The organism is Nocardia sp. CNS-044, from assembly GCF_059570515.1.
Window position 1 is genome coordinate 188454 of the sequence record NZ_JCANSX010000005.1, and the last position, 17318, is coordinate 205771.

General features: G+C 68.5%; 19 protein-coding genes. 10 read left to right on the top strand and 9 right to left on the bottom strand.

Annotated elements, in window-relative coordinates; genetic code table 11:
• Nucleotides 1-7: 7 nt before the first annotated feature.
• Nucleotides 8-769, bottom strand: coding sequence for a lysophospholipid acyltransferase family protein (locus T333_RS01925; RefSeq protein ID WP_354998460.1), 762 nt, complete (start codon nt 767-769; stop codon nt 8-10).
• 174 nt (nt 770-943) lie between these two features.
• Here T333_RS01925 and T333_RS01930 point away from each other — a divergent pair, with 174 nt between their 5' ends.
• From T333_RS01930 to T333_RS01940, 3 genes are all read left to right on the top strand, one after another.
• Nucleotides 944-1588: a YqgE/AlgH family protein gene (locus T333_RS01930; RefSeq protein ID WP_496423514.1), complete on the top strand. Its 645-nt coding sequence runs from the start codon at nt 944-946 to the stop codon at nt 1586-1588.
• A gap of 67 nt (nt 1589-1655) precedes the next feature.
• Nucleotides 1656-2231, top strand: a complete 576-nt coding sequence (locus T333_RS01935; RefSeq protein ID WP_354998458.1) for a sigma-70 family RNA polymerase sigma factor — start codon at nt 1656-1658, stop codon at nt 2229-2231.
• A complete protein-coding gene (locus T333_RS01940) occupies nt 2228-2938 on the top strand; it encodes an anti-sigma factor family protein (protein ID WP_357252844.1) in 711 nt (236 codons plus the stop codon). Before T333_RS01935 ends, T333_RS01940 begins: the two co-directional genes overlap by 4 nt.
• 45 nt (nt 2939-2983) lie before the next feature.
• Here the strand turns inward: T333_RS01940 and T333_RS01945 are convergent, their stop codons facing one another.
• The 3 genes from T333_RS01945 to T333_RS01955 all read right to left on the bottom strand — a co-directional run bounded on the left by T333_RS01945 (nt 2984) and on the right by T333_RS01955 (nt 5377).
• Nucleotides 2984-3754 (bottom strand): ABC transporter permease, encoded by a 771-nt coding sequence (locus tag T333_RS01945; RefSeq protein WP_496423515.1) that lies wholly within the window; start codon nt 3752-3754, stop codon nt 2984-2986.
• Nucleotides 3751-4728: an ATP-binding cassette domain-containing protein gene (locus T333_RS01950; RefSeq protein WP_496423516.1), complete on the bottom strand. Its 978-nt coding sequence runs from the start codon at nt 4726-4728 to the stop codon at nt 3751-3753. The genes T333_RS01945 and T333_RS01950 overlap by 4 nt, the downstream gene beginning before the upstream one ends.
• A gap of 133 nt (nt 4729-4861) precedes the next feature.
• Entirely contained in the window at nt 4862-5377 is a 516-nt protein-coding gene (locus tag T333_RS01955; RefSeq protein WP_354998454.1) for an EXLDI protein, read from the bottom strand.
• 163 nt (nt 5378-5540) lie between these two features.
• On the opposite strand from T333_RS01955, the gene T333_RS01960 reads away from it, so the two are divergent.
• The 5 genes from T333_RS01960 to T333_RS01980 are packed head-to-tail and all read left to right on the top strand — an operon-like array spanning nt 5541 to nt 10381.
• Nucleotides 5541-7211, top strand: coding sequence for a thiamine pyrophosphate-binding protein (locus tag T333_RS01960; protein ID WP_496423517.1), 1671 nt, complete (start codon nt 5541-5543; stop codon nt 7209-7211).
• Nucleotides 7208-7867, top strand: coding sequence for a DUF8713 domain-containing protein (locus tag T333_RS01965; protein WP_354998452.1), 660 nt, complete (start codon nt 7208-7210; stop codon nt 7865-7867). Before T333_RS01960 ends, T333_RS01965 begins: the two co-directional genes overlap by 4 nt.
• An 8-nt stretch (nt 7868-7875) precedes the next feature.
• Entirely contained in the window at nt 7876-8919 is a 1044-nt protein-coding gene (locus tag T333_RS01970) for a 3-oxoacyl-ACP synthase III family protein (protein ID WP_496423518.1), read from the top strand.
• Nucleotides 8916-9950 (top strand): aminotransferase class I/II-fold pyridoxal phosphate-dependent enzyme, encoded by a 1035-nt coding sequence (locus T333_RS01975; RefSeq protein WP_496423519.1) that lies wholly within the window; start codon nt 8916-8918, stop codon nt 9948-9950. Before T333_RS01970 ends, T333_RS01975 begins: the two co-directional genes overlap by 4 nt.
• Nucleotides 9951-9994: 44 nt before the next feature.
• Nucleotides 9995-10381 (top strand): cupin domain-containing protein, encoded by a 387-nt coding sequence (locus T333_RS01980; RefSeq protein WP_496423520.1) that lies wholly within the window; start codon nt 9995-9997, stop codon nt 10379-10381.
• A 145-nt stretch (nt 10382-10526) separates the two neighbouring features.
• Here the strand turns inward: T333_RS01980 and T333_RS01985 are convergent, their stop codons facing one another.
• A complete protein-coding gene (locus tag T333_RS01985; RefSeq protein WP_354998448.1) occupies nt 10527-10787 on the bottom strand; it encodes a hypothetical protein in 261 nt (86 codons plus the stop codon).
• 72 nt (nt 10788-10859) lie between these two features.
• Nucleotides 10860-11267, bottom strand: coding sequence for an SdpI family protein (locus T333_RS01990; protein WP_496423521.1), 408 nt, complete (start codon nt 11265-11267; stop codon nt 10860-10862).
• Nucleotides 11268-11381: 114 nt separating this feature from the next.
• Here T333_RS01990 and leuS point away from each other — a divergent pair, with 114 nt between their 5' ends.
• Nucleotides 11382-14228 (top strand): leucine--tRNA ligase, encoded by a 2847-nt coding sequence (gene leuS / locus T333_RS01995; protein ID WP_496423522.1) that lies wholly within the window; start codon nt 11382-11384, stop codon nt 14226-14228.
• An 85-nt stretch (nt 14229-14313) separates the two neighbouring features.
• On the opposite strand, the gene T333_RS02000 is transcribed toward leuS, so the two are convergent.
• Entirely contained in the window at nt 14314-15015 is a 702-nt protein-coding gene (locus tag T333_RS02000) for an SDR family oxidoreductase (RefSeq protein ID WP_496423523.1), read from the bottom strand.
• Between the two features lie 206 nt (nt 15016-15221).
• Here T333_RS02000 and ggh point away from each other — a divergent pair, with 206 nt between their 5' ends.
• Nucleotides 15222-16559 (top strand): glucosylglycerate hydrolase, encoded by a 1338-nt coding sequence (gene ggh, locus T333_RS02005; protein WP_496423524.1) that lies wholly within the window; start codon nt 15222-15224, stop codon nt 16557-16559.
• Between the two features lie 61 nt (nt 16560-16620).
• Here ggh and T333_RS02010 read toward each other — a convergent pair whose 3' ends face one another.
• Nucleotides 16621-17046, bottom strand: a complete 426-nt coding sequence (locus T333_RS02010) for a hypothetical protein (RefSeq protein ID WP_357252811.1) — start codon at nt 17044-17046, stop codon at nt 16621-16623.
• On the bottom strand, nt 17043-17276 hold the full coding sequence (locus T333_RS02015; RefSeq protein ID WP_357252808.1) for a hypothetical protein: 234 nt from the start codon (nt 17274-17276) through the stop codon (nt 17043-17045). Before T333_RS02015 ends, T333_RS02010 begins: the two co-directional genes overlap by 4 nt.
• Nucleotides 17277-17318: the final 42 nt, after the last annotated feature.

Here is a 17318-nt window from a genome sequence, read left to right on the forward strand (position 1 = left end):
CACTCCCTCAGTAGTTCGCAACCGCCCCATCGAGCGCCAGCTGCAAATCCGCGCGCACCAGCCGCGCGATGTCCGCGGGCTTGTTCGGCAGATCGGTGATCGGCGACTGGAAGTAGAAGCTGGCCGACTTGGCCTCTTCCTTGGTCGGCTCGATCTTCGGGTCGGGGCGGGGACCGTAACTGAGACCGAGGCTGACCAGCGCCGGGTGCACGCCGAGCTTCATGGCCCGGAACGCGATGTGCCCGATGCCGCTGCCGACGGCCTGCACCTGGGTCGGGTCGACGTCGTTGCAGGTGCCTTCGGGGAAGACGGCGATGTGGTCGCCGCGCGCCAGCCGTTCGGCGCAGATGTCCATCATTCGCTGACCCGCGGCGTTCACCGCCCTGATGCCGTGGTCCTTGCCGCGGAACACCGGGATCCCGCCCATCATGTCCACCTTGCGCCGCTGGTCGGGATCGATGAACAGCTCGTCCTTCGCCAGCACCCGAACCTTGCCGATGACCGAGCGCAGCGGGCTGCGCCAGGCCGCCGCGGCGACCGTGTACGGATCGCTCTGCGACAGGTGGTTGATCGCGAAGATGATCGGTCGTCCGCTCTTGGTCAGCGTCCGCACCGCCTCCTTCGCGCGCTCGGCGTAGCTGATCCGCGGATGGTAACGGCGTCCCAGAAGGGCATAAGCGGCCATCGCCTTCAGCCGGTTCTGCCGGTGATCGCGATAGTAGTCGTAGACGCTGTCACTGTTCTCGAGGACGACCTCGGGCGGTTCCATACCGCCGACTCTACGACGTCGCCGGGCATGCGACACATCGGGCGGGCGAGAGATATCGCACGTCGGCAAACTGGCCCAGACAGTCCGCGCGCCGAGCGCCGCCGAATGAACTTTCGCCGAAATCCACGGGCCTGGAAACGAGCACTCGGGCGCACAAACTGCGATGATGTCCGGGTGGCACGCGGAGACGACCCGGATGATCGGAAAACTCACGGCGGGCACGGTGACCGTCGCCGGCGCGATTTCCGGCGCGGCGAGCAGGCGGTGCGCGCGGGCACCCTGCTGCTGGCGGCGACGGACCTGGTCGAGCCGACCTTCCGAAGAACCGTCGTGTACATCATCGAGCACAACGACTCCGGCAGTCTCGGCGTCGTGCTGAACCGCCCCACCGACACCGCAGTACACGACGTGCTGCCGCGCTGGGCGGATCTGGCCACCACACCGCGCACGCTGTTCAGCGGCGGACCGGTGAAACGGGACGCCGCACTGTGCCTCGGCACCCTGAAGGCGGGCGCCGCCACCGCCGGGGTGCCCGGGCTGCGCCGCATCGACGGCCGCGTGGTGCTCGTCGATCTCGACGCCGATCCCGAGCGCATCGGCCCGCTCGTCGAGGGCCTGCGCATCTTCGCGGGCTACTCCGGCTGGACCTTCGGACAACTCGAGGGCGAACTGGAGAACGAGGACTGGATCGTCCTCTCGGCTCTCTCCTCCGACCCGATCAGCACCGGCCGCTCCGATCTCTGGGCGCATGTCCTGCGCCGCCAGCCGCTCCCGCTCTCGCTGCTGGCCACGCACCCGATTGAACTGGAACGCAACTGAGCTCGTGTACTCCTCGAAACGAGAAGGAGTCCACACCGTGAAACGCACGAACTGACCCGGTGAGCGCATGGGTATCCCACCGGAACAACCCCGGCCCACCGACGCGGCCGCAGCCCAGCGCGGCGCGGCGGGCGAGCCGGACGACCAGGCCGAGCTGATGCGCGTGCTGTATCAGGAGCACGCGCCCGCGCTCTGGCGCTACACCCTCGGCCTGGTGCACGACGCCGGACGCGCCGAGGACATCGTGCAGGAAACGCTGCTGCGCGCGTGGCAGCGGCCGAACGTGCTCGATCAGCAGACGATGTCGGCGCGCGCGTGGCTGTTCACGGTCGCCCGCAACCTGGTCGTCGACGAGCATCGCAGCGCACGCAATCGCAGGGAGTTCCGCACCGACAGTCCGCCCGAACAACCCGCACCCGATCAGGCCGATCGGACGCTGGACGGCTGGCTGGTCGCCGACGCGCTGGCCCGGCTGAGCGCCGACCACCGCGAGGTGATCGTGCGCGCCTACTATCGCGGCCTGTCCACCCACCAGATCGCGGCCGAACTGGAGATTCCGCCCGGCACGGTGAAATCGCGCATGCATTACGGTATGCGGGCGCTGCGGCTGGCGTTGCACGAAATGGGGGTGACGAACCGATGACGCAAATCGCCGACGACTACACGACGTGGGACGCGCCCTACGTGCTCGGCTCCCTCACCGGCAGCGAGCGCCGCGAATACGAGGAGCATCTGGCGCGCTGCGCCGACTGCCGCGCCTCCGTCGCCGAGCTCGCCGGACTGCCGGGCATGCTCGCGCTGGTGCCGACCGAGACCGCGCTCGGCATGATCGGCACGGCCGACGGCGCCGCGCCCGAGGCAGAGCCGCCGGTTCCCGACCTGCTGCCGAGACTGGCCGCCGCGGAACAGCGGCGCAGGCGGCGCGGCCGATGGGCGGCGCTCGGCGGGGCGGTCGCTGCCGCCGCCGCGGCCGTCGCGATCGCCATCCCGGTGCTGAACACGACGACCGTGCCGGAACCTCCGGTGGTCGAGCAGGTGATCGCGGAACGGTCGATGAGCCCGCTGGAGCCGACCCCGATCTCGGCCAGTTTCAAGCTGATGGCCGACGGCGAGCGGGCCCGTGTCGTGATGAGCTGCACCTACGGGCCGAGCGACCTGCGCTACACCTACAAGTACACGCTGCTGGTGACCGGCGCCGACGGCCGCCAGCTCGAGCTGGACGAATGGCCCGCGGGCCCCGGCACCGTGCTGACCGTGGACCGCACCATCGACATGGCGCCCGACCAGGTGCAGAAGGTGGAGATCAAATCGTCCGCTACCAACAAGGTGGTCCTCACCGGGACGGTTTGAGCGCCCAGAACCGCCGCGACACCCAGTGATGTCGCGGCGGTCGGTTCAGACGGTCTGCTTGCGGAACAGCGACGTCGACCAGAGGTAGCCGACCAGGCCGAGGCCGACGCACCAGGCGAGCGCGATGATGCCGTTGTTGCCGATCTCCGTACCCATCAGCAGACCGCGCAGCGTCTCGGTCAGCGGAGTGAACGGCTGGTACTCGGCGAACTGGCGCATGCCGACCGGCATGGTGTCGGTGGCGACCAGCCCGCTGCCGAGGAATGGCATCATCACCAGCGGGAAGGGCAGGTTGCTCGCGCTCTCCGGATTGACCGCGATCAGGCCGAGTGCCACCCCGAGCCAGGAGAACGCGAACATCACCAGCGCGAACAGGCCGAACACGGCCAGCCATTCCATCGGGTTGGCGTCCGGCCGGAATCCGATGAGCAGCGCCACCGCGACCATGATCACGACGCCGATGAGCGCCTGGATCAGCGCGCCGATGACATGCCCCGCCAGCATCGAGGGCTGGAAAATCGCCATGGTGCGAAGGCGGTTCACGATGCCCTTCGTTTTGTCGGACGCGATGGAGACCGATACCGCGACCGTCAAGTACGCCGGGAGCATCAGCATCATGCCCGGTGTCAGGTAGTCGATGTAGTTGCCGCCCGAGGACTTCTCCAGCGCGCCACCGAACACGAAGTTGAACACCAGCATCAGAATCACCGGCATGATCACCACGCCGAAGGTCAAGCTGGGATACCGCTTGGCGTGCAGCAGGTTTCGCCGCAGCATGGTCACCGAATCGGCGAGGGCAAACGAAGTAGCGTTCATCGCGCGATCTCCTTCTCGGCAGTCGGGTGCCCGGTGAGGGCGAGGAAGACGTCGTCCAGGTTCGGGGTGTGCACGGAGAGGCCTTCGACCTCGATGCGCGCGTCGTCGAGCCGATCCAGCACGAAGCGCAGCGATTTCACGCCACCGTCGCTCGGCACGGCGAGCGTCAGCTCCTCGTCGCCGACGCCGTCCAGCACGCGGGCCGTCTCACCGAGAACTCGGGCCGCGGCGGAAAGCTCGGCGGCGGTGCGGAATTCGAGCCGAATGTGTCCGCCGGGCACCAGCTTCTTCAGTTCGGCCGCGGTGCCCTCGGCGACGATGCGACCACCGTCCAGCACGGCGATCCGGTCGGCGAGCTGATCGGCCTCCTCCAGGTACTGGGTGGTGAGGAAGACGGTCACGCTGTAGTCGTCGACCAGCGCGCGGATGATCTCCCACATGGAACGCCTGCTGCGGGGGTCGAGACCGGTCGTCGGTTCGTCCAGGAAGATGACGCGCGGGTCGCCGACCAGCGTCATCGCCAGGTCGAGTCGCCGGACCATGCCGCCGGAGTAGGTCGCGGCCGTCTTGTCTGCGGCCTCGACCAGGTCGAAGCGGGCCAGCAGATCGTCGGCCAGACGCTTGCCATCCCGCCGCGGCAAATGGTGCAGATCCGCCATGAGCAGCAGGTTCTCCCGGCCGGTCAGCAGTTCGTCCACCGCCGAGAACTGACCGGTCACCCCGATCACCGAGCGCACCTCGTTGCGCTCGGCGGCGAGATCGTAACCTCCCACCCGGATTTCGCCGGAGTCCGCGCCGATCAGCGTGGTGAGGATCTGCACGGTCGTGGTCTTGCCCGCGCCGTTCGGCCCGAGCAGGGAGAAGATGGTCCCTTCCGGCACGGTGAGATCGATGCCGTCGAGCACCACTTGCTCGCCGTACGATTTGCACAGGCCGAACGCCGAGATCGCCGGCGCACGATGACCGTTGATCATGGTGGTCCTTTCGTCAAAATTCATTACTCAATGCGAATAAGTGCATGTTTCACCCGCACCGCCGCCCAATCGCGGTGCGGAGTCGCTTTTTAGAACGCGCTGTTCGGTTGTCGCGGAGCGCTTTTCGCGCGACCTAGATGTCGAGATCCTCGATATGCGGGCGGTCGGCGATGTAGGCAACGCGCTCGTAGAGCTTGGCGGGCATCTTGTCCTTCAGCTCGTCGAGCGTGTCGGCTATCTCCATGACGAAATCGCCCCAGTCCTGATCACCGATGCCGGTGATCCGCCGCCACTGCCTCCAGTCCTTGAAAATGTTGGTGTCGGTGGGAAGTTCGGACCAGTTCGAGTACTGCGCGTGCAGCACGAACTTGCCCTTGCGCGACCGGAAGACCCGTACGTGCTCCGATCGCGTGTCGTTGACGTCGCGCCACTCGCCGAGCAGGGATCCGGCGAAACGCACCTGCCGGACACCGTTGTGGCCGACCCGGAGGACCACTTCCTCGTACCCTTCTTGGCGCCCCTCTTCCAGCTCGATGAAACGGCGCAGCGCCGTGGTCACCGCGCCGGACAGATTGCCCCCCACCAGCTCCTGGGCGCGCTGGAACAGCGGTAGATCGTCGTCGGCTACGTAGATGGTCTTGTTGGGCATGAACTCACTATACGTAGATGTATACGTACATGCAAGGTCTCTTCCCCACCGGCTCGGCCGTTCGACTTGAACCGCGCGGCGGGGCATCTCGTATTCCTCGTGTACGAGGTATGCGATCGGCCGGGCGCACCCACTGTGTCCCGCATCCGGGGAAGGAGCATCCATGCCGGACAGGGTCGTGGACTATCTGGTTCGGGCGGTTTCGACACTCGGTGTGCGGCATATCTTCGGGGTCGACGGCGCCAATATCGAAGACCTCTACGACGCGCTGTTCGACTCGGAGGTCACCGGCGTGGTGGCCAAGCACGAATTCTCCGCGGCCACCATGGCCGACGGATACGCCAGGGTCACCGCGGGATTCGGCGTCGTCGCCGCGACATCCGGCGGCGGTGCGATGAATCTCGTTGCCGGACTGGCCGAATCGTATGCGTCCAGGGTGCCGGTGCTGGCGCTAGTCGGTCAGCCGCCGACGGCGCTGGAGGGCCGAGGGGCGTTCCAGGACTCCAGCGGGCGTGCGGGCGCGATCGATGCGGTCCGCCTGTTCGGCTCCGTCAGCCGGTACTGCGCCCGTGTGGAAACGGCGGCCCAGCTGCCCGACAGCGTGGTCAGGGCAGTCGCCGCCGCCCGGCGCGGTGGGCCTGCCGTCCTGCTGCTGCCCAAGGATGTGCAGCAGGCCGGGCTCGACACGGTCCCGCCGTTCCGGTTGCCGCCCCGCTCGCACCGTCGCGATGCGAGCGGGCTCACCGCGGTGCGCGCCGCGCTCGTCGCGGCGCGCAGCACGGGAAAGATCGTGATCATCGCGGGAGATCAAGTCGCCCGCGACGACGCACGCGACGAATTGGCCCGCCTCGCTACGGCTCTGGACGCCACGGTCGGTGTCGCCCCGGACGCCAAGGACGTCTACGACAACTTCGATCCCGGATTCTGCGGCGTCGCGGGCAGCATGGGCCACCCCGAACTCACCGCGGACCTCCGATCGGCCGCGCTGTGCCTGGTGATCGGCACCCGCCTACCCGTCACCGCGCGCGCCGGGCTCGACGACCTGCTCGGCGACCTCACCGTGGCCAGCGTCGGCATCGCCCCGCCGTATCCGCCGACGATCCACGCGACGAGCACCGACCTGTCGATCACACTCGGCGAACTCGCCGACGAATTCGATTGCACCGCAACGGCAACGCATGCGACGCCGGACGCAGCCGCCCTGACACCGCTCCAGGTACCGGCCGCCGACGGGCCTGGTCTGCGCTATCGAGAACTCGTCGAGACCATCGACGCGGCATTGCCCGCGGGCACCGACGTCTTCGCCGACGCGGGCAACACCGGCGCCGCGGTGGTCCACCACCTGCGCGTGCCGCGCGGCGGACGGTTCGTCGTCGCCCTCGGCATGGGCGGGATGGGCTACGCCTTCGGCGCGGGCATCGGCGCCGCGTTCGCCCGGCGCGGGCCCGGTCGCACCGTGGTGATCGCGGGCGACGGGGCTTTCTACATGCACGGCATGGAGGTGCACACCGCCGTCGAACACCGGCTGCCGATCACGTTCGTCGTGCTGAACAACAACGCGCACGCCATGTGCGTCACGCGCGAACAGCTCTACTACCGAGATCGCTACAGCTTCAATAGGTTCCAGCCCGCGTTCCTCGGCGACGGCATCGCCGCCATGTTTCCCCGCATACCCGCCTACACCGTGCGCACATCGGCCGAACTCGCCGACGCGCTCGGCCGCTGCCTAGCGACATCGGGGCCGTCGTTCCTCGCGATCGACTGCGACCCCGACGAGATCCCCCCGTTCACACCGTTTCTCACCACACTCGAGAACTCCAGGAGGACCCCGTGACGACCAGCGCCCTGCCCGCGCTCAGCGACATCCCGGAAGACGTCGTACCCGGCGTGCTGCGGATCGAGAACTCCGACAAGGACGAGACCACCCCGATCATCATGGACATGCTGCGGTCGGTGTACCCGCACGACCAGATCTTCGGGGACTTCTGCCCGGTCCAGGGCTATGTCGCCGCGCCGCCCCGCGAGGTGTACGAGTACCTGGCCGACACGAGGTCGCTGGAGGAATGGACCTACAGCCTGCGCGGATTCACCGAAACCGAGGAGCCGGGCCTGTGGCTGGCCTACGACCGGCTCGGCGATTCCACGAAGATCTACACCCGCACGGTGGCCAATCCGGACGCGATGACGGTCGACTACCACTGCGCGTGGGATCAGGGGCGGCACCTGTGGATGGTCTACCTGATGCGGGTCGTCGACGCGCAAGTGGTGCTGAACAAGCCGGGTTCGGTTGTGCTGTGGACGAATTGCCGTCACCCGTTCTACGACGAGAACCCCTATCCCGAGACCGCGCCCGCCGGGCGTCCGGTCTGGGTCGGCGACTTCTGGGAGATGTTCTCCGCTGGTCATCAGCTCGAGCTCGACAACCTCAAGGCGATCTGTGAATGCCGGGCCGCGCACGGTTTGCCGATCAAACCCGACTGGATGAAGTGAGGACGGCCATGTACGCGACCGATCCGGACGCTTCGTCGCTGCCGACCGTCAGCCTTGTCGACGTGTCCTCCTACCTGCCGGGTGCGCCCGTCGATACCGAGTACTTCACCCAGTTCGCGCGCTCGGACCGGATGGCGAAGAACGTGATGTTCCGTGCCCCGCGCGGTCGGCACCACGTGGCACGGGACGAGACCGCTGTCGACATGATCGAGCGCGCGGTCGAGCCGCTGCGGCAACGCCGTGGGGCACAGGAGCTTTCGAGCGTCGACGTGCTGATCACGCACACACAGTTGCCGGACAACCCGGTGCTCGGCAGCGGGCCCGAGGTCGCCAGGCGGCTCGGTATTCGCCCGCGCGTCGTCTACGACATCCACAACGGCGGCTGCGCGGCCTTCGTGCACATGATGGCGCTGGCCCGAATGATCCTGCAGACCACCGACGCTCGCACCGCGCTCATCGCGGTCGCCCAGAACTGCGCGGGACCGGTGTTCACCCAGACCGAGATTCGCACACTCGCGCAGGCGCCGGTGCCCGGCGACGGCTGCGGTGTCGGGCTGCTGGTCAAGGACGACAGCGCGCCGATCCTCGACATCGAATGCCGCACCTACCCGGAATTCGCCGGGGACATGGATTTCACCACCAACGGCGAGCGCAAGTACTGGGAACCCGGTCCCGGCCAGGCCTGTGTGAGCTTCACCGAATCCAAGGTGACCAAGGTGTTCGCGCGCGGCAACCGGCTGGTGCCGGAAGTGGCGCTCGCGGTGTGCGATCGGATCGGTGTGAAGGGGCGCGACATCGACACGTTCGTCACCAACCAACCGAACCGGCTGTTCCTGCGCAACTGGCACGACGCGCTCGAGCTGCCAGCGGAACGGCACCCCGACACCTTCGACCGGTGCGGAAACCTGTTCGCCGCGGGAATTCCCGTCACCTTGGACGTGGAGAATCAGGCCGGGCGGCTGCGCAACGGGTCGGTGGTGCTGATGTCCGCGTTCGCGCACGCGGGCGATTTCGCGGCCGCCGCGGCGGTGCGCTGGGGCGCGGCGGGATGAACATCGGGTCCGCCGAGGACACCCGATCCTCGCGACACCACCGTCGGCGATCGCGGCCGGTGCGGTTCGACCTCTCGCTGAGCGAGAATCCCTTCCCGCCGCTGCCTTCCGTGCTTCGTGCGGTGAATCTCGCTCTCGCGCAGGCGAATCGGTATCCCGAGTTTCTGCCTCGGCTGCTACCCGAGATCATCGCGCGGCACGTCGGCGTGCGCGGCGACCAGGTGGTCGTCGGGTCCGGGGCGACCGGAGTCGCCATGCAGATCATCCAGGCCGTCACCGGCGAGGGCGCGGAGATCGTCACGGGCACGCCGACCTTCGACGGGTATCCGATCATCGCGGGGATGCTCGGGATGAATATGGTTCCGGTGCCGTTGGACGCCTCGGGCAATCAAGATCTTCCCGCGATGCGGCGGGCGATCGACAAGCGGACGGCGCTGGTCGTGGTGTGCCGTCCGCACAACCCCACCGGCACCGTCGTGCCCATCGGTGAACTGAAATCCTTCCTGAGCGCCGTGCCGCACCGGGTGACGGTCGTGCTGGACGAGGCGTACGCCGAGTTCCTCGGGCCCGCCGAGCGGACGGACACGCTCGCACTGCTGCGGAAGTATCCGAATCTCCTTGTGCTGCGGACGTTCTCGAAGGCCTATGGACTCGCGGGGCTACGCATCGGATACGCGTACGGTCGGCGCGAACTCGTCGAACGCGTGCGACGACTGCAACTTCCCTTCGGCGTCTCCGCCTCCGCCGTCGCCGCCGTGTCCGCGTCCTACGCCGCCGAACCGGAACTCGAGGCCCGGATCCGGCTCATCACCGCCGAACGCGAGGCGTTGCGCAACGCACTGCTCGCCTGCGGCCACACCGTCCCCCGCAGCCACGCCAACTTCCTCTACCTCCCCGGGCCGGGGGTGGCGACGGCGTTGCGGCGGGCAGGTATCGCGGCGAAGGTCTACCCGGACGGGAGTGCACGCATCGCCGTCGGCGATCGGGAGGCGGGACGGGCGGTGTTGGCGGCCGTCGCGGGATTGCGTTGACCAACGGTCCGGAACGCCTCCCGAACGGATGGTTCGATGGGTGGGTGCGAATCCCACGTCTGCCCGCTCTGGCGCCCAACGCCGCGCCCGCGTCGGGCACCGCGAGCCGAGTACTCGCGCGCTTCACCATCGCAGGCCGCGACATCCTCCTGCGCCAGACAGTGATCGCTCCCGGCGGCACCAGTGGCTGGCACTACCACGACGGCACCCTCTTCGTCCTGGTCGCCCGCGGCACCCTCGACCACCCCGGCCCCGACGGCGCCCCCGTCACCTACCCCCGCGGCCGAGTGTTCCGCGAACCGAGCGGCCCCCAACACCCCCACGTCGCCCGCAACCTCGGCCCTGCTCCGGTCACCCTCCTCGTCCTCTACCTCAACCCCAAGGACAGCCCACTCTCCCGCAGCATCCCACCACCCCCGGGCATCGACTGACCCGAATCGACGGGAGAGAAATGGGCAGCTACTCGCCCACCGGCGTCTCGGGCCGAACCCTGCTGGGGCGCAGATGTCAGCTACCGCCGCCGCAACCGCCCCGCTCTTGTCCGCGACAACCGCATCGCGATGCGGCAGGCAGCGATCAATCGCCTCCGCCTCCGCCACCACAGCCGCCTCCACCGCAGCCACCACCGCCCCCGCAGCCGCCGCCGTCGTCCGAGCCGCCGCTGTCACCCGCCCACCACCGCCCCCTCGGCCGAGCCGCGTTGCGCTTGATCTGGACGACACCGATCACCGCGAACACCGCGGCGATCGCGAAGATGACGCCCGCCACCGCGAGACCGTAGAAGTCGAGGATGGCGAAGCCGAGGACGGCGACGATCGTCGCCAGGACGAAGAACATAAAACCCCTCCGAAGGCGAATCGCCCGCTGATGAAGCTCAGGGTACGCGCAGGGAGGGGCTCGAGGAGTGGATCAGTTCGCGGGCTGGCAGGCGTCGCGCAGGGAGCACGCGCCGCAGGACTGGCCGCAGCCGCCGATGTCTTTCGCTGGCACGAGAGCGGCGATCGCCTCGCCCGCGGCGTTCGCGCCCGCACCCAGGGTGAACAGGGCGATGACGGCCGTGGCGCCGCCCACGACGAGAGCCACGACACCGCCCGCGGCGAAGGCGACCAGACCACCGGCGAACAGCAGCGCGCCCGCGGCGACCGAGGTCGGGGCGGCGACGCGGTTCGCGATGCGGAAGGTCTCTTCGGAGGTCAGCGCGGCTTCGGTGTGCACACCGACGAAGCGGTTGGGCGGGAGCTTGCCGATCAGTCCGAGCACGCCGGTCGCGATGGCTACGGCGGCCAACACGAACAGGACGAGAGCGACTACGAACACCTATGCAGGCTAGCGCACGGACTCGCGCCGCCCGATTTTCGGTCCCTCGGACCGCACGTTCTACCCTGTAATACGAAGTTTGTCCAGGATCGGCGAGAACAAGAAGGCAGGACCGTGCAGGACAGTCGTGCAACCGATAGCGATGTACCCCAGCACCGGTACAACGCTGACCTCGCGGGCCGCATCGAGCGCCGGTGGCAGCAGAACTGGGTGGAGCGTGGCACCTTCCACGCGCCGAACCCGACCGGCCCGCTCGCCGGGGACACTCCCGCGGACAAGCTGTTCGTCCAGGACATGTTCCCGTACCCGTCGGGCGCGGGCCTGCACGTAGGCCACCCGCTGGGCTACATCGCGACCGACGTGTTCGCGCGCTACCACCGCATGCACGGACGCAACGTGCTGCACGCGCTGGGCTACGACGCCTTCGGCCTGCCCGCCGAGCAGTACGCGGTGCAGACCGGCGCGCACCCGCGCGACACCACCGAGTCCAACATCGCCACCATGCAGCGCCAGCTGGACCGGCTGGGTCTCGGTCACGACCGGCGTCGCTCGTTCGCGACCACCGATCCCGAGTACTACCGCTGGACACAGTGGATCTTCCTGCGCATCTACAACGCCTGGTACGACCTGGAGACCGGCCGCGCGCGCCCCATCGCGGACCTGGAGGAACAGTTCGCCTCCGGCGCGCGTCCCGCGCCCGACGGCAAGGACTGGGCCACCATGACCGCCGCCGAGCGCGCCGCGGTGATCGACTCGTATCGCCTGGTGTACCAGACCGATTCGATGGTCAACTGGTGTCCCGGTCTGGGCACCGTGCTGTCCAACGAGGAGGTCACGGCCGAGGGCCGCAGCGAGCGCGGCAACTTCCCGGTCTTCCGTAAGCGCCTGTGGCAGTGGATGATGCGCATCACCGCCTATTCGGACCGGCTGGTCGACGACCTGGATCTGCTCGACTGGCCGGAGAACGTGAAGGCCATGCAGCGCAACTGGATCGGTCGTTCGCGCGGCGCGCAGGTGAAGTTCGATTCGGACGCGGGCCAGATCGAGGTGTTCACCACCCGCCCCGACACCCTGTTCGGCGCGACCTACATGGTGCTGGCCCCCGAACACGAGCTGGTCGACCGGCTGACGGCGGCGCGGTGGCCGGAGAACACCGACCCGCGCTGGACCAACGAGGGCGCGGCGACTCCCGCCGACGCCGTCGCCGCCTACCGCAAGGCCATCGCCGCCAAGTCGGATCTGGAGCGCCAGGAGAACAAGGAGAAGACCGGCGTCTTCCTGGGCGCGTACGCCACCAATCCGGTGAACGGACAACGGATCCCGATCTTCATCGCCGACTACGTGCTGATCGGCTACGGCACCGGTGCGATCATGGCGGTACCCGGCCACGATCACCGCGACCACGAATTCGCCACCGCCTTCGGCCTGCCGATCGTGGAGGTCATCTCCGGCGGCGACGTCGCCAACGGCGCCCATTCGGGCGAGGGCGAGCTGGTGAACTCCGATTACCTGAACGGTCTTTCGGTCGAGGAGGCCAAGGCGACCGTCATCGGCAGGCTGGAGGCCGACGGGCACGGCACCGGCACCATCCAGTACAAGCTGCGCGACTGGCTGTTCGCCCGCCAGCGCTACTGGGGCGAGCCGTTCCCGATCGTCTACGACGAGCAGGGCGCACCGCACGCGCTGCCGGAATCCATGCTGCCCGTGCGGCTTCCGGAGCTGGACGACTTCGCTCCGGTGACCTTCGATCCGGACGACGCGAGCTCCGAGCCCTCCCCGCCGCTGGCCAAGGCCACCGACTGGGTGCACGTCGAGCTGGATCTGGGCGACGGGCCGAAGAAGTACCGGCGCGACACCAACGTCATGCCGAACTGGGCGGGCAGCTCCTGGTACCAGCTGCGCTACGCCGACCCGACCAACCCGGAGGCGTTCTGCGCCAAGGAGAACGAGCAGTACTGGCTGGGTCCGCGCACCGCGGAGCACGGCCCGAGCGATCCGGGCGGCGTCGATCTGTATGTCGGCGGCGTGGAGCACGCGGTGCTGCACCTGCTGTACGCGCGCTTCTGGCAGAAGGTGCTCTTCGACCTGGGCGACGTGAGCAGCAGCGAGCCGTACCGGCGGCTGTTCAACCAGGGCTACATCCAGGCGCACGCCTACACCGACGAGCGCGGCGCGTACGTGCCCGCCGCCGAGATCGTCGAGCGCGACGGCAAGTTCTTCTGGACGGACGCGACCGGCGTCGAGATCGAGGTGTTCCAGGAGTACGGCAAGATCGGAAAGTCGTTGAAGAACGCCATCTCTCCGGACGAGATGTGCGATCTGTACGGCGCCGACACCTTCCGCTTCTACGAGATGTCGATGGGTCCCCTGGACACCTCGCGGCCGTGGGCGACCAAGGACGTCGTCGGCGCGCACCGGTTCCTGCAGCGGGTCTGGCGTCTGGTGGTCGACGAGGAGACGGGCGCGCTGCGCGTCACCGAGGACGCGCCGTCGGAGGAGACGCTGCGCCTGACGCACAAGACGATCGCGGGCGTCGACGAGGATCTCGCCGCGCTGCGCGACAACACGGCGGGCGCGAAGCTCATCGAGCTGACCAACCACCTGACCAAGAACTACCCGGACGGCGCACCGCGCTCGGTGGTGGAGCCGCTGGTGCTGATGCTGGCCCCGCTCTCCCCGCACATCGCCGAGGAGCTGTGGGAACGGTTGGGCCACAGCGTTTCCCTGGCGCACGGGCCGTTCCCGGTCGCGGATCCCGCGCTGCTGGTCGAGGACACGGTCGAGTACCCGATCCAGGTGAACGGCAAGGTGCGCAGCCGGATTCAGGTCCCCGCCGACGCCGACAACGCCGCCATCGAGGCGGCCGCGCTCGCCGACGAGAAGATCGCCGCCCTGCTGAACGGCGCCGCGCCGCGCAAGCTGATCGTGGTGCCCGGCCGCCTCATCAACATCGTCGCCTGATCTCCCGACCGAAGGTGACCCGAGCCGGGCGGACCGGCCGAATGTCACCTTCGGTCGGACCCCGCCCACTGGAACCGTGTCGGATTCAGCGGGCGATGGGTCGCAGCACGATTTCGGTCGGGTGCGCGTCGCGCGGTGTCTCGACGGCGTGCCGCACCGCCGCCGCGACCGTCTCGGGGGTCAGGAACTCCTCCGGCCGGTACTCGCGGCCCTCGTTCGCGGTGATCTCCCGCTGCATGTCGGTGTCGATGCGGCCGGGATGGATGGAGGTCACGCGCAGGGCGGGTTCCTCCAGCCGCAGCGCGTCGGCGAAGGCGCGCAACCCGAACTTGCTCGCCGCGTAGGAGGCCCAGCCTGCGTTGGCCCGCAACCCGGCGCCCGAATTGATCAGCACCACATGGCCGTTCGACGCGCGCAACGCGGGAAGCAGCAACCTGGTCAGTTCGGCGACGGCGATGAGGTTGGCCTCCAAGGTGTTTCGCCACTGCTCCACCGAAGACTCCGCGATGGTGCCGAGATCGGCGATCCCGGCGTTGTGCACGAGCACGTCCAGCCGTTCGACCGCGCCGACCGCCGCGGCGACGGCCTCGTAATCGGTGAGCTCCACCGGCCACGGCATCGCCTCCGGCAGCTCGGTGAGGATGTCGCGCAAGGCGTCTTTCGAGCGCGCGCCGAGCAGCAGCTCGTGTCCCGGCGCGAGTTCGCGGGCGATGGCCGCACCGAGCCCGCGGCTGGCTCCGGTGATCAACGCGGTCGGCTTCGGTGTGCTGGTGACGGCGGTGTTCATGCGCCCCACCGTAGTCGGCGCGCCGAAACCGACCTCGAATCCGTAGCACTGCGCCGATTCGTAGCGATGCACGCATACGTCGGTAACAATCTCCACAGACGGGGCATGCGAGAGTGAGATCCGCCGAACACCCGGTGCGCCGCGCTGCGACGCAACCCACCGCCGCTGATCGGGCATATCTGCGCGTCGGATCGCAGAATAGGGGGATGGCACATCCGGGTTTCACCCCAACTCAGCTCGCGGCGCGCGCCGCCTACCTGCTGCGGGGCAACGACCTGGGTACCATGACCAGCGCCGCGCCGCGCCTGTATCCGCACATGTGGAGCTGGGACGCGGCGTTCGTCGCGGTCGGACTCGCACCGCTCAGCGTGGAGCGCGCCGTCGTCGAGCTGGACACGCTGCTCTCGGCGCAGTGGAAGAACGGGATGATCCCGCACATCGTGTTCGCCAACGGCGTGGACGGCTACTTCCCCGGCCCGGCCCGCTGGGAGTGCCGCAAGCTAGCCGCCAACGCGCCCGACGGACCGGACACCTCCGGCATCACCCAGCCGCCGGTGCACGCCATCGCCGTGCAGCGCATCCTCGATCACTCCCGCCGCCACGGCCGGAGCACCAGGGCCGTCGCCGAGGAATTCCTCAACCGCCGCTGGCCGGATCTGGTGCGTTGGCATCGCTGGCTCGCGCACGCCAGGGATCCAAAGGAGAACGGCCGGATCACGCTGTACCACGGCTGGGAATCCGGCATGGACAACTCGCCGCGCTGGGACCGCGCCTACGAGCAGGTCGTCCCCGGCGACCTGCCCGCCTACCGCCGCGAGGACGTGCTCGTCGTCTCCGATCCGACACAGCGTCCCACCGACCGCGAGTACGACAGGTACCTCTGGCTGGTCGAGCAGATGCGGCGGGCCGGATACGACGACTACCAACTGGCCTCGACCATGAGCTTCGCCGTGCAGGACGTGTTCGTCACCGCGGTCTTCGCCCTGGCCTGCGAGGTGCTCGCCAACATCGGCGAAGAATACAGACAGCCGCATGCCGACGTGCGCGACCTCTACGCGTGGGCCGAGCGCTTTCGCGCGGGCGTCGTCGCCACCGCCTACGCGCGGACCGGCGCGGCCCGCGACTTCGACGTGCGCCTCCAGCGCTGGATCGATACCGACACCTTGGCGGTCTTCGCTCCGCTGCTGTGCGGCGGCCTGCCGCGCGACACCGAACGCAGCCTGCTTCGCCTGTTCGAAGGCCCGCGCTACTGCGGCCACCCGGACCTGCGCTACGCGCTGCCGCCCTCGACCTCCCCGGTCTCCAAGGACTTCCGGCCGCGCGAATACTGGCGCGGCCCGGTGTGGCCGGTGATGAGCTGGCTGTTCTCCTGGGTCTTCGCCCGCCGCGGCTGGGCCGAACGCGCCTTCATGCTGCGCGCCGAGGGGCTGCGGCAGGCCAGCGACGGCAGCTTCGCGGAGTACTACGAACCCTTCACCGGCGAACCGCTCGGCAGCATGCAGCAGTCGTGGACCGCCGCCTCGGTCCTGGACTGGCTCGGCTGAGGACACCGGCGGCGCGCGCTGTCTGCCCCGGCCGGCTACGACGGACAGCCTCGGCCTCCATCTAGTTCGCCTGCTCTGGCTCAGCGAGTTCGACCAGCTCGAGCGGCCACGGCAAGCCTTCCTCGAGCACCGCCCATCGCTTACGGTCGACGGTCACGATCGGCCAGTCGAGACGCTTCGACACGTAGATCGCGTGCGCGGCAGCGGAATCGGGTGGACTGCCGCAGACTCCGATCACACGGGACAACTCGGTGATTTGATCGGTGTGCACGAGAGGGTCGAGCTGCACGTGCTCGAGGCTGTCTATGACGCCGTCGATGTCGTCGCACTGCTCGTCCGAGAGCGCCGCCTGCGCCACCGCGAGCGTGATCGCCGGGACCGCCATTCTGATCTGCCGACCATCGAGGCCCGCGATCAAGCGAGCGACGTTGTCGCTGCCATGGCCGTACGCGTCGAGAACGGTGTCGTCGAACACGTATCCCGTCACCGGCGGCCCGCCTGTCGCTGCTCGGCGCGTTCGACCAGGTCCGCCACGGTCTGCTCCGCCCATGCCACCGCGACCGGATTGGCTTCCGCCCGAGCCAGACGCGCTTCCCACGCGAGCCGTTGCCGCGTCTTGACGTGTTCGTAGGAGTCGATCAGCTTCAGGATCGCCTCCTCCATCGTCTCGCCCTTCGCGGCGAGAGCAGCTAGACGATCCCGTGTCTCGCTGGACACCTTTACCGTGGTAGGCCCGTTCATACTTTGAGTATACCCCCC